The organism is Alysiella sp., from assembly GCF_030525755.1.
GTDB lineage: Bacteria > Pseudomonadota > Gammaproteobacteria > Burkholderiales > Neisseriaceae > Simonsiella.
On sequence record NZ_JAUNEC010000050.1, the window covers coordinates 1 to 12,700 of the forward strand.

Annotated in this window: 12 protein-coding genes; 6 read left to right on the plus strand and 6 right to left on the minus strand. The window is 45.2% G+C overall.

The features are described 5' to 3' along the window. The 6 genes from Q4B82_RS08055 to tsaE form a co-directional block, all read right to left on the minus strand. Window positions 1-118: GTPase (locus Q4B82_RS08055; RefSeq protein ID WP_303065946.1), on the minus strand; the 118-nt coding region annotated here is incomplete at its 3' end. A gap of 22 nt (window positions 119-140) precedes the next feature. Then, a complete protein-coding gene (locus Q4B82_RS08060) occupies window positions 141-911 on the minus strand; it encodes a phosphatase PAP2 family protein (protein WP_303065936.1) in 771 nt (256 codons plus the stop codon). A 10-nt stretch (window positions 912-921) separates the two neighbouring features. Continuing rightward, entirely contained in the window at window positions 922-1,416 is a 495-nt protein-coding gene (locus Q4B82_RS08065; RefSeq protein ID WP_303065937.1) for a DUF2726 domain-containing protein, read from the minus strand. A gap of 46 nt (window positions 1,417-1,462) precedes the next feature. Next, window positions 1,463-2,692 carry a multifunctional CCA addition/repair protein gene (locus Q4B82_RS08070; RefSeq protein ID WP_303065938.1) on the minus strand — a complete coding sequence of 410 codons (1,230 nt, stop codon included), beginning with the start codon at window positions 2,690-2,692 and terminating at the stop codon, window positions 1,463-1,465. A gap of 11 nt (window positions 2,693-2,703) precedes the next feature. Further along, a complete protein-coding gene (locus Q4B82_RS08075) occupies window positions 2,704-3,957 on the minus strand; it encodes an N-acetylmuramoyl-L-alanine amidase (protein ID WP_303065939.1) in 1,254 nt (417 codons plus the stop codon). Further along, window positions 3,945-4,418 (minus strand): tRNA (adenosine(37)-N6)-threonylcarbamoyltransferase complex ATPase subunit type 1 TsaE, encoded by a 474-nt coding sequence (gene tsaE, locus Q4B82_RS08080; protein WP_303065940.1) that lies wholly within the window; start codon window positions 4,416-4,418, stop codon window positions 3,945-3,947. The genes Q4B82_RS08075 and tsaE overlap by 13 nt, the downstream gene beginning before the upstream one ends. A gap of 882 nt (window positions 4,419-5,300) precedes the next feature. On the opposite strand from tsaE, the gene pyrF reads away from it, so the two are divergent. From pyrF to Q4B82_RS08110, 6 genes are all read left to right on the plus strand, one after another. Next, window positions 5,301-6,044: an orotidine-5'-phosphate decarboxylase gene (pyrF, locus tag Q4B82_RS08085; RefSeq protein ID WP_303065941.1), complete on the plus strand. Its 744-nt coding sequence runs from the start codon at window positions 5,301-5,303 to the stop codon at window positions 6,042-6,044. Window positions 6,045-6,165: 121 nt separating this feature from the next. Beyond that, window positions 6,166-9,021: an aminomethyl-transferring glycine dehydrogenase gene (gene gcvP, locus Q4B82_RS08090; protein ID WP_303065942.1), complete on the plus strand. Its 2,856-nt coding sequence runs from the start codon at window positions 6,166-6,168 to the stop codon at window positions 9,019-9,021. A 131-nt stretch (window positions 9,022-9,152) separates the two neighbouring features. Continuing rightward, complete coding sequence (locus Q4B82_RS08095) at window positions 9,153-10,517, plus strand: aldehyde dehydrogenase family protein (RefSeq protein ID WP_303065947.1); 1,365 nt, start codon at window positions 9,153-9,155, stop codon at window positions 10,515-10,517. A 58-nt stretch (window positions 10,518-10,575) separates the two neighbouring features. Beyond that, complete coding sequence (pth, locus tag Q4B82_RS08100; protein WP_303065943.1) at window positions 10,576-11,154, plus strand: aminoacyl-tRNA hydrolase; 579 nt, start codon at window positions 10,576-10,578, stop codon at window positions 11,152-11,154. Between the two features lie 670 nt (window positions 11,155-11,824). Continuing rightward, window positions 11,825-12,205: a hypothetical protein gene (locus Q4B82_RS08105; RefSeq protein ID WP_303065944.1), complete on the plus strand. Its 381-nt coding sequence runs from the start codon at window positions 11,825-11,827 to the stop codon at window positions 12,203-12,205. Beyond that, the coding region (locus Q4B82_RS08110) for a glutathione S-transferase (protein ID WP_303065945.1) at window positions 12,121-12,700 on the plus strand (580 nt) is incomplete at its 3' end. The genes Q4B82_RS08105 and Q4B82_RS08110, both read left to right, overlap by 85 nt.

Here is a 12,700-nt window from a genome sequence, read left to right on the forward strand (position 1 = left end):
TTAAATGGTTCATCAGCGTGGATTTGCCCACATTGGGGCGACCCACTATCGCAATGAAACCGCAACGGTAGCCGTTTGCGGCATTTTGTTCTTGTGCCAAGAAGGTTTCTATGTCCATGTTTTTCTTTCAAAATGTGTTTTCAGGCTGCCTGAAAACGCTGTTGCAAACGCGGTAAGATTTGGGCAAATGAGAAAGCATGCCAAATCCATGATAATAAAATTGATACTAATAAATCAATGGGATAGTGCATACCCAAGCGAACACGGCTGTATAACATAATTGCCGCCCATAATGTGATTAGGGGCAAAAGTGTTCTGCGTCCCCATTTGCCAAGTAAACCTGCAAACAAAAGCAGCCATGATGTGGCAAAAATGCTGTGTCCTGATGGAAAAGCATAACCTAATTCAGATTGTAAATTGGTTTGAATGGCTTTGAAACGCGAGGTATCGTTTAAGCTTTCGGCTTTAAGAAATTCGGTAATCAGCGTATGTTGGGTGTTTTTAGGCAGCGTGTAAAATGCGTCATGCTCATAACCGAAAAAAGTGATGATACCCTTGTCTTGCATGGCAACCACATAAGGTCGTGGTGCTTGAATCATTTGTTTGATGCTGGATTTGGCGAATTGGGTGATGCCAAGTGATAGAATACAAAGCAGAGCAATGACTTGCCATTGATATTTGTGTCTGCATACGAAGCATAAAAGGACAGTCAAAATCAGGCTGGTGGTAATGGCGTAGGGGAATGAAGCGGTGTAAGTTAGGGTAATTAGGGCGTATAGCTCGGTTTCGTGCATTAATTTGATGTTTTCATGCAACTCCCATTGATAGCCTGTTTGCCAAAACATCAAAGGAATACACAGCATGAATAGGGCACAAATGGCGAGATAAATTTGGGTCTTATTATGGAGCATGGTTGGCTTTCTAATCGGCTTGTTGGTCAATGCGCTTAATTAAACGCTGAATGTCGCGTGTGTCGGGAATGGTATCAACAGACCAACGCAACATTACTACACCTGCGGATTCGGTGGCTTTGTTTTTGCGATTGTCGGCTTCTTGACGTTCAGGTAGCTGGTGGCTGGCATCGTCAATTTCAATGGCTGCCAATGGCGTACCGTCTGGGCGACACACCACAAAATCGTAACTCAATCGGCTGATGAAATTGAACCAGTAATAAGTTTCTTTGTTTTTGGGAACGGCTAAAACACGCGAAACTTGGACTTGTGGAAAAACCATGTGATTGGGTAGGGCTTCCAGTAAGACATCATAGGCTTGTAATTCGCTGGTGGTCATTAAAGGACGGCGTGAGTAGGGTAAGTGGCTGCCATGGGTAAATGGGTTGCGTTTACGCCGCAGCACACGCGATAGGGCAATGATGCCAATGAATAAAATGACAGCGGTTAAATAAAGTGAAGACATAAAACAAATGGGATTTGAAGGCTGCCTGAAAGCGCAATTGGGGTTTTCAGGCAGCCTTTTGGGTGTTTAAAACGGCTTGGATTAAGTTGATGCGTGTTTGGGTAATCGCTTGGGCAATTTTTTCGGGTTGATTGGCGTATTGTTTGGCAATCTCGGCTGTGGGTGCTTGTTGTGCGGCATGTAATAAAGCCAACCATTGTTGTTTTTGTGGATAAGGGGTGTTGTTGAGTCCCAAACGTCCTTGTGCATCGGCTTGGCATACATTTAAGGCTGCCTGAAAACGTTCTGGACGGCGAAAAGCATCGGTTTCTTGTAACAATTTTAATATGGCTTGTGCGCGTTTGATTTGACTGATTTGATGAAGGCGAATGTGAAAACGGCACACCAATTCGGCTAACTCGGCACAAACCTTGGGAACACGCCAACGTTGATTGACTGCGCGAACCGGTTTTAAACCAGCCATATCGTGTCCGATGTGTTTGGGCAGCATTTCTTTTGGGGTTAATGCCTTACCCAAATCATGCAACAGTGCCGCGTAGCGTTCAGGCAGGCTTAAATTCATTTGTGCAGCGCGTTGCACCACCATTAAGGTGTGTATGCCACTGTCTATTTCAGGGTGATGGGCTTCGGGCTGGGGTACACCAAATAAAGCATCAATTTCAGGCAGCAAGATGGACAATGCGCCACATTCACGCAACACTTCAAACATGCGTGCTGGCTGCTTTTCCATCAAGCCTTTGGACAATTCTTGCCATACACGTTCAGCAACCAGCGCATTGACCTCGCCATTTGCCACCATGTTTTGCATCAGCTGCATGGTTTCAGGGGCAACTTGAAAACCATAACGTGCGGCAAAACGGGCGGTACGCAAAATGCGAACAGGATCTTCGGTAAAGGCTGGGCTAACATGGCGCAAAATGCCATTTTGTAAATCATGTTGACCACCATAGGGGTCAATCAGGCTGCCCGAAAGGTCTTGTGCCATGGCATTGATGGTTAAATCACGGCGCAGCAGGTCTTGTTCAAGGGAAATATCGGGTGAGGTGTAAACGGCAAATCCCGTATAACCTTGACCTGTTTTGCGTTCGGTTCGTGCCAGTGCGTATTCTTCATGTGTTTCTGGGTGCAAAAATACAGGGAAATCTTTGCCAACTGCCAGATATCCTTGATTAAGTAAATCATCAGCTGATGCGCCTACTACAACCCAATCACGGTCTTGAACCGTTAAACCCAATAAGGCATCACGCACCGCACCACCAACAAGATAAATTTGCATGTTTTTGTTTCTTACCGTTGGATTAAAGTGGTATTTTGTAAGTAGATTTCAATGCTGTTTGCCATTGCTTGCGCCATATTGCGACGGAAAACAGAATTGGCAAGCAGTTTCTCATCTTCTGCATTAGACAAAAATGCCAATTCAACCAAAACAGAAGGAATGTCCAACGAACGCAGTACCAAAAAATCGGCTTTATCTACTGTGGGTGTGTGCAATTTGTTGTAACGCGAAAAATGTTTCAACATCAAATTGCCCAAACGTGTACTGTCATTGCTGGTTTGGGTACGCAGCATATCGGTTAAAATCACATTCACATTGGGATTGCCCACATCGGGAATGCCATCGGCATAATTACCTTCATTTTCTGCCAGTGCCAATTTTCGGGCACGCTCACTATTGGCATTTGCGCCCCAAACAAATACATCTGTACCGCGCGGTGTACTTTTGTCAATCGCATTGGCATGAATAGAGACAAATAAATCCGCTTGAACACGGCGTGCCATTTGTCGGCGTTCTGGCAGTGCCACAAAAGTATCGTTGTTGCGTGTCATGTGTACTTCAAAACCTTTGGCTTCCAAAAATTGGCGTGCATGATGAGCGCAATCCAATACTACGTCTTTTTCTTTTAAACCTGAAGCACCAATTGCACCAGGGTCCTTGCCACCGTGTCCTGGATCAAGCATGATAATAGGGCGGCGTGTGTTGGATTGAGATAAAACCGTTTGTGGTTTATTTGGTGTAGTTGGATTAACTCTGGCATCAGGGGTGACTGTTTCACTTGCTGCAGTTGTGGGTGTATTGGGCGTTGTGTTGATTTGTGTGGGAAAAGAGGTATTGCTTTCCACCATATCCACCACCAAACTGTATTTGTGGCTGCCTGAAACCGATGGTAAACGACTGATTTGTGCTTTAATTGGGCGTTTTAAATCAAAAACCACACGCACGGTGTGTTTGTCTTTTTGCCCCAAACGAATGCGTGAAATGAAGCTGTCGGCATGTGGTTTTTGTTTTGCCAAAGCGGTTAGCGCGCTGTTTTGCACCATGCCATCAATGTCAATGACCAAACGGTCGGGTTCAGTTAATGTAAAATAGCGGTATTTCAATTCGCCATTGGCTTCCAATAAAACGCGCGTTCGGCGTTGTCCAGAAGTCGTGCTGATGCTGCCTGAAAGCAGTTTGGGTGCTGCCCAAAGTGCGGTTGTTAAAATTGTTAATGCGCCACCCACACCAGTCAAAAGTAGAGCGCGTCTGTTTAATTCTGCCATTGTGAAAATGCCTGTTGTAATTTGGTGTTTGGATTAGCGAGCGTTATGGTGCAACGCCGCCCATCGTTTTCGCGTACCAATTCAATCAACCAATCTGCTCGGGGAACGCAATTTCCCCCTTGTTCGGACCACTCAATCAGACACAAAGCCTGTTCTTGAAACAATTCAACCAAGCCAGTATCTTCCCATTCTTCTGGCGAATGAAAACGATATAAATCAAAATGATGTATGGTTTGATTGCTTTCAGGCAGCCTGTAACTCTCCACCAAAGCGTAAGTGGGGCTTTTGACAGCACCTTGATGTCCTAATCCACGCAATAAACCGCGTACAAAAGTGGTTTTGCCTGCGCCTAAATTGCCTTGTAAATATACGGTAGCAGGCGCACATAAAAGCGCAGCGCAACGCGCTCCCAATGCAAGGGTTGCGACTTCATTGGGCAAAAAAACAGAGAAAGTGTGCATGGTTTAAACAAGAGAAATGACAGACAAAAAAGGTTTTTATTATAAATTAAGACCCTGTTTTATCCAAGTATGACGATGATTTGAAGTTCCAGGCTACCTTTTAGTACACGACAAAAAAGCACCATAAATAGGGAAGTCTGCATCAAAGTGGTATCGCATTAATTTTCTCACGACTAATTCAACTATGGCTGACAATTGCTGTACGCCAAAGCTGCAATTTAAGCAAGCTGACAATGTTTTTTCCCGACACCAAAGCGACTTACCAATCTTCCTATCGCCGTATCCAACGGTTTTTTTAAGTAAAGTTGTGTTTCATTATGAGGCTGTGGCACGATTGATTATGGGTATGCTCAAACTTAATTGAAGTACAACTCGTACTTGTTCTTAACATATTGGCAGTTGGGTAACAACACATTAATATCCTGATGTTGCCATTCCCATTCACAGCAATGCCAAAGTCAAACAATGCGGTCAAAAACAAATCTGCGATGTCGGTTAGTGTTTTGACGACCTAGAAAATTTCGTTAAATCAAATACTTTTACAAGCGAAAAGTGATTTTTGGCAACCGTGTGTAATTTGTCGGCAGTGCGTTTGTCAGACAATTGCTTGTTGATTCTTGCCAGTAACGAATTTCAAGGGATGGGTTTACTGGAAAAATATCAAAAACGTTGGTAAATTGAAATGCTGTTTAGCTGCCTGAAAACACAGCGTATTCCGCGTTGGTATGGAATGGATTGCCAAAGCTGCCATACAGATATTGGTAATTTAGGACTATTTTGTTATCACCAAAACAGGTATTGTGATTTTTTGTCGTGTGCTGAAAGGCTGCCTGAAATGTGCTAGGCTGTTATAATCATGCTGGAATTTGGAGAAAGAAAATAATGAATCCCTTAATTTGCGATACTGCTATACATAATCAGCCAACGCCTATAATCGTAGCATTGGATTTTGCTGATGAAGCCAGTACATTGGCTTTTGTCCGCAAACTGGAACCATCTTTGTGCCAACTGAAAATTGGCAAAGAATTGTTTACCGCTACGGGACGCTCATTGGTAGAAAAATTGATTCGTCAAGGTTTTAAATTGTTTCTTGATTTGAAATACCACGACATTCCTAACACGGTGGCACAAGCATGCAAAGTAGCGGCGGACATGGGTGTGTGGTTGGTGGACATGCATGCGGCAGGTGGTAGACGCATGATGGAAGCCGCAGCAGAAGCTGTGGCGAATTGTATGCACAAACCGAATTTGATTGCGGTTACGGTTTTAACCAGTATGGAAGGCACCGATTTGCGTGAAATCGGTTTGATGCAAGAACCACAAGATTTGGTATTGCAATGGGCAAAATTGGCGCAATCATCAGGTTTAGATGGCGTGGTGTGTTCGGCGCAAGAATCTGCATTACTGCGTCAAAACTTGGGGCAAGATTTTTTATTGGTTACACCAGGCATCCGTTTGGATACCACGCACAATCAGGACGACCAACGCCGCATCATGACACCTGAGCAAGCTTTGCGTGCAGGTTCCAGTTATTTGGTAATGGGGCGACCGATTACCCAAGCTGCTGACCCTGTGGCGGTATTGCGTCAAATCAATGCCTTTGCAGCATCATTGGATTTAAAGTAAGTGCGTGCTGTTGCAACTATTTTATTTCATTTGTCTGTTGTAAAATAAACGGGTTTCAGGCAGCCTGAAACCGATTTTGTGCAGTCATCATCAGTCGTTTCCCATTTACAAAGGAAAAACAATGAAACTCAACGATTTATTCAACCCCGCCGAATTTTCCGCACGCCACATCAGTTTTGGTGATGAAGCCGCTTTGCTGGCCGAGTTAGGCGAAAAAAGCATGGCGGATTTTGTGGATAATACTGTGCCACAAAGCATTCGTATGCCGTCTGAATTGAATTTGCCCGATGCGCTCACAGAAGCCGATGCATTGGCAAAAATCAAGGCAATTGCAGCGAAAAACAAAATCAACAAATCTTATATCGGTTTGGGTTATTACCCCACACGTTTGCCCAATGTCATTGTTCGCAATGTGTTGGAAAACCCTGGTTGGTACACGGCTTATACGCCTTATCAGGCCGAAATCGCACAAGGTCGCTTGCAGGCTCTGTTGAATTTCCAACAGGTTTGCATTGATTTGAGCGGTTTTGAAGTGGCAGGTGCGTCTTTGTTGGACGAGGCAACCGCAGCGGCCGAAGCAATGGCAATGGCAAAACGGGTGGGCAAATCCAAATCCAATCAATTCTTTGTGGACGAGCGCGTGTTCCCACAAACTTTGGACGTGATGCGAACCCGTGCCAAATATTTTGGTTTTGAATTGGTGGTAGGCAACCTTCAGGTAGCCTGTGAAGGCGATTATTTCGGTGCTTTGTTGCAATATGTTGGCAAAGACGGCGATGTGGTGGATTTGACCGACACCATTGGCTGCCTGAAAGAAAAAGGTGCGATTGTGGCAGTGGCGGCGGACGTGATGAGCTTGGTCTTACTCAAATCGCCAGCGGCAATGGGTGCGGATATGGCACTGGGTAACACGCAACGCTTTGGCGTGCCTATGGGTTTTGGTGGTCCACACGCGGCGTATTTTGCGTTTAAAGACGAATTCAAACGTTCTGCTCCAGGTCGAATTATCGGCGTATCTAAAGATGCTTCGGGCAAACCTGCTTTGCGTATGGCTTTGTCCACGCGCGAACAACACATTCGCCGTGAAAAAGCCACTTCCAATATTTGTACCGCACAGGCTTTGTTGGCAAACTTGGCAGGCATGTACGCGGTTTATCACGGCCCAGAAGGCGTAAAACGCATTGCCAATCGCATTCACGCTTTGGCGGCGGCGTTTGCTGATGCCATTGCCGCTTCAGGTAGCCTTAAGGTGGTGCATGAAGTGTTTTTTGACACGGTTGCGGTGGATTGCGGCAGTGCCGAACGTGCCGATGCGGTTTACCAAAATGCCTTGAATGTGGGTTTCAACATCCGCCGTGTGAATGAAAACGTTTTGGCTGTGGCATTTCATGAAGAAAGCACATTGGAAGATTTGGGCTTGTTGCACATGGCGTTCACAGGACAAAGCAGTTTGACCATTTCAGGTGATGCCACTTCACGTTTGAACGATAAACTGTTGCGCCAAGATGCGATTTTGACCCATGAAGTGTTCAACCGTTACCACACCGAACATGAAATGTTGCGCTACCTGAAGAAACTGGAAGACCGCGATTTGGCGATGAACCGCAGCATGATTTCACTGGGCAGCTGCACCATGAAACTCAACGCCACCAGCGAGATGATTCCGATTACTTGGCCTGAATTTGCCAACTTGCACCCCTTCGCGCCTGCTGACCAGACTGAAGGCTACCGCGAACTGTTGCGCGGTTTGCAAACTCAACTGGAAGCGATTACAGGTTTTGATGCCATTTGTCTGCAGCCCAATTCAGGTGCATCGGGCGAATACACAGGTTTGCTTGCCATTCGCCGTTTCCACGAAGCAAATGGTCAAGCAGACCGCAATGTCTGCCTGATTCCACAATCGGCACACGGCACCAATCCTGCCACTGCTGCCATGCTCGGCATGAAAATCATTGTGGTTAAAACCGATGAAAAAGGCAATGTGGACATTGCCGACTTGCAGGCTAAAGCCGAAGAAAACAAAGCCAATTTGGGCGCATTGATGATTACCTACCCATCAACACATGGCGTGTATGAAGAAGGTATCCGTGATATTTGCCGCATCATTCATGAAAATGGCGGACAAGTGTACATGGATGGCGCAAACATGAACGCCCAAGTCGGCATCATGCAGCCAGCTGAAGTTGGCGCAGACGTGTTGCACATGAACTTGCACAAAACCTTCTGTATTCCACACGGTGGTGGCGGGCCAGGTATGGGGCCAATCGGCTTAAAAGCCCATCTTGCACCATTTGCCCCCAGTCATGTTGTCGCTCCTGTTGAAGGCGCAACCGTTGGCATGGGTGCCGTATCTGCTGCACCATACGGCTCGGCCAGCATTTTGCCGATTACATGGATGTACATCACCATGATGGGCAAAAACGGCATGCGTCAAGCCACAGAACGTGCTCTGCTCAATGCCAACTATGTTGCCAAAAAACTCGGCGAAAGCTACCCCATTTTGTACACAGGCAAAAACGGACGCGTGGCGCACGAATGCATTGTGGACTTGCGTCCGCTCAAAGCCGAAAGCGGCATCACCGAAACCGATATTGCCAAACGTTTGATGGATTACGGTTTCCATGCACCAACGGTTTCCTTCCCTGTAGCAGGCACGCTGATGATTGAGCCGACCGAGTCCGAAAGCAAAGCCGAACTCGACCGCTTCATTGCCGCACTCAAAGCCATTCGCACCGAAGTACAGAAAGTGCAAGATGGCGTATGGGCAAAAGACGACAATCCGCTGGTCAATGCACCGCATACTGCCGAAGAAGTGGCAGGTGAATGGACACACCCATATAGCCGTGAAGAAGCCGTATTCCCACTGCCGTATGTACGCGAACACAAATTCTTCCCCAGCGTGAAACGTGTGGACGATGTATATGGCGACAAAAATCTGGTTTGTTCTTGTCCGCCGATGAGTGTGTATGAGGATTGATGGTGTTTCAATATCTTTAAAATCCTTTAAAACCAAAGGCTGCCTGAAAGTTTCAGGCAGCCTTTCTTCGTCAAACGGGCATGGTTTGGAAGCGGTGTTATAATGACGTTTTCCTGTTGTTGAATTGAATGATGAATACTGCGTTTCACAGTACCCATGTTTTAAGTGGCATCACGCTGTACACACGTCCAGCTGACAGTTGGGACACTTTGAATACTCAAATTGGCTGCCTGAAACAACAGCAAAGCCACTTTACGGCTTTACACATCACAGAACGTACTGCCAAATTATTGGCATTTGCAGAGCGATTGACCGCCAATAAAGCCCGTTTAGCAAACATGATTTGTGAAGAAGTGGGACGATGTTTGCGTGAATGTGAAGCCGAGTTGGATAAATCGGTGGAACTGATTCGCTATTATGCCAAACTTGCTCCTGAGTTTCTGGCAAACAAAACCATTGCCACGCAAGCCAGTTTAAGTGGTGTATCGTTTGCACCTTTGGGTGTAGTGTTGGCAGTGATGCCGTGGAATTATCCTGTTTGGCAGATTATCCGTTTTGCTGTACCTGCTTTGTGTGCGGGTAATGCGTGTTGGGTTAAACCTGCGCCCAGTGTGGCACGGGTAACAACGGCTTTATTTGATTTGGTGGGACAAGATTTGCCATTGCAGGCAGCATGGTTGGCTCATCAGGACATGGAAAATGCCATCGCGGCGTGTGATGCTTTGGCATTTACTGGCTCAACGCAAACAGGTCGCCATCTGGCAGCTTTGGCGGGTAAACACATCAAAAAATGTGTTTTGGAATTGGGAGGCAGCAACGCTTTTGTGGTTTTGCCCGATGCCGATTTGGTTCAGGCAGCTAAAGATGCGTGTTACTCGCGTTTTCGTGATGCGGGTCAATCGTGTAATGCCGCAAAACGTTTGATTGTGTGTGATGCGATTGCCGATGAATTCATTGCCTTATTTTTAAATGAAGTGGCGAAACTGAAAACAGGTAATCCCGTGTTGCCTGAAACCACACTCGCACCCATGCATCGTACAGATTTGCGTGAAAAATTGCATCAACAAGTGCTTGATGCACAACAAAATGGTGCAATTTTATTGTGTGGGGGTAAGCTGCCTGAAAGCAGTGAACACAATATGGCGTGTTTTTATCCTGCTACCGTATTGGATAATCTCAATCCTGCTTGCAAAATGTGGCATGAAGAAGTGTTTGGACCCGCTATTGGTATTGTTCGTGTTGCCGATGAAAATGCGGCGATTATCGCAGCCAATGCCACGCCATTTGGTTTGGGTGCAAGCATTTACACGCAAAATATGAAACAAGCGCAGTATATGGCACGACAGCTACAAGTAGGTAGCGTTTTCATCAACCGCCATACCAGCAGCGATTTGCGTTTGCCCTTTGGTGGTGTCAAAGATTCGGGATTTGGACGTGAATTATCCGAATTTGGTTTGTATGAATTTGTTAATGTAAAAACCTATTGGCAAAAATAGTTTCAGGCAGCCTATTTGCGGTAAAGTACGCTCATTTCTCCTATGTGAGGCAAAATACATGAACATCAAACTGATTGTTGGACTGGGTAACCCAGGTTCAGAATACGCTCATACACGCCACAATGTTGGTTTTTGGTTTTTAGATGAATTGGCATGGCAATGGCAAGCCACATTTAAACACGATAAAAAATTTTATGGTGAAGTGTGTCGTGTGGTACGTCCACAAGGCGAAGTTTGGTTGCTTAAACCCGATACCTACATGAATTTATCAGGCAAAGCCGTTGCAGCATTAGCCCAGTTCTACAAAATCAAATCCGAAGAAATCTTGGTAGTTCATGATGAATTGGACATACCGTGTGGCAAAATCCGCTTTAAATTGGGTGGTGGCAATGGAGGACACAATGGCTTAAAAGACATACAAGCCAAAAGCGGTACACCCAATTTCTACCGTCTGCGTTTGGGCATTGGGCATCCAGGTGATAAAAATTTGGTATCGGCTTATGTGCTCAACAAACCTTCGCCTGACGACCGTGTATTGCTTGATGAAGCCATCACCAAGTCCTTGCGTGTTATGCCTGATATTTTGGATGGTAAACAAGATGAAGTTGTACGCTTTTTACACAGCAATGTAAATTGACCAATCGCTACCAACATTTCCAAAAATAAAGGCTGCCTGAAAACAAAGAATGGCTTTTTAAGCAGCCTTTATGGTCAATTCGAATTGTAGGGTGCAGTAAGTGGCATCTTGCATTGTTCCATCGTTGCAGAAATGAAAAAGCGGTACGGCGTTGTTGCCTGTATTACTTTTTCATTTCTGCGACAGTATTTTTTATTGGGTTCACGATACATGATTGTACAGGAAAGGGTTGTTTCAAATTAAGAATTAAGTTGAATGAATAATTGTCTTACCCCCATTTAAAGCGATATTAACCGCATGAAGAGCGAATTTATGCCATAAACCCATTTTGTCAAGCTGAAAAAACACTTTTAAAAACTTTATCCACATTGACAAAATCATCAAAAACAGCATATTCAATACCCATAAAAAAAAGCCATATTAAAGCTTGACAGAGAAAAAATATTTACAACATATTGAATTATATTAAATTTAATATAATTGCTTAATTTTTGTACAATCCAAGTATCCCCTCTGTTTTATTGGCACTTTTCGCACTTATGCAAAAGTCTTCCACAACTTATCCACAGCGAACGTGGATAAAAACAGAAGTCATGGAAAATACAAAGATTTGTCGTTTTTGCGGTATAATTCCACTTTTGTCAGGCAGCCTCAAATCACATAAAACACAATGAACAATTCCACAAAAACACTTACTTTGGAAATTCGTTTCAACCATATTACTGCCTATGGCAACGGTGCAATCGTGGATTATCGTGGCACATTCAGTAACAGTCGCATGATTGTGGCGGATTTTGAAGTATTTGTGCATGATGTTCAGGCAGCGTTGCAACAGGCGGCAGACAAAAAAATCTACGCGCCACCGAGCAAAATATTCGGCAATTTGTGTGCTACACCACTTTGTTTAGATGTACGCGAAAATTTGGCAGACGGCTTGTCGCCGATTGAATATAGAGCAGTATGCGAATGCTTGATGAGTGTCAGCAACAACAGAAACATGAAACCCAAACAGGTTTTGTATCACGGAAAAATACCGTTTCAGGCAGCCTGAAAAAAATCAAAGAAAGCGAAAACACAATGCTCACCCTATTTGCCCTAAAACAATCACGCGCCTACCGCATTGCATGGTTATTGGAATTGCTGGGCGTGGATTATCAAGCGGAAACTTTGGAACGCGACCCCAACAGCAAACTCGCGCCCGAAAGCCTGCGCCGCATTCACCCGCTCGGCAAATCGCCCCTGATTCAAGACGGCGAGCAAATCATCGCCGAAAGCGGTGCGATTTGCGAATACTTGTTGGCGAAATTTGACGCGCATGGCAGCTACCAAATCGCGCCCGACCATGCCGATTATTGGGCATACCGCCAATGGCTGCATTATGCGGAAGGTTCGTTGATGCCTCTGTTGGTGATGACTTTGATTTTCCGCAAAATTGATGCGACCCCCAAACCGTTTTTCGCCAAACCCATCGCACAGAAATTGACCGATGGCGTGCGCCAAAGTTTTCTGAATCCGCAAATCAAATTGCATTTGGATTATGTGGAAC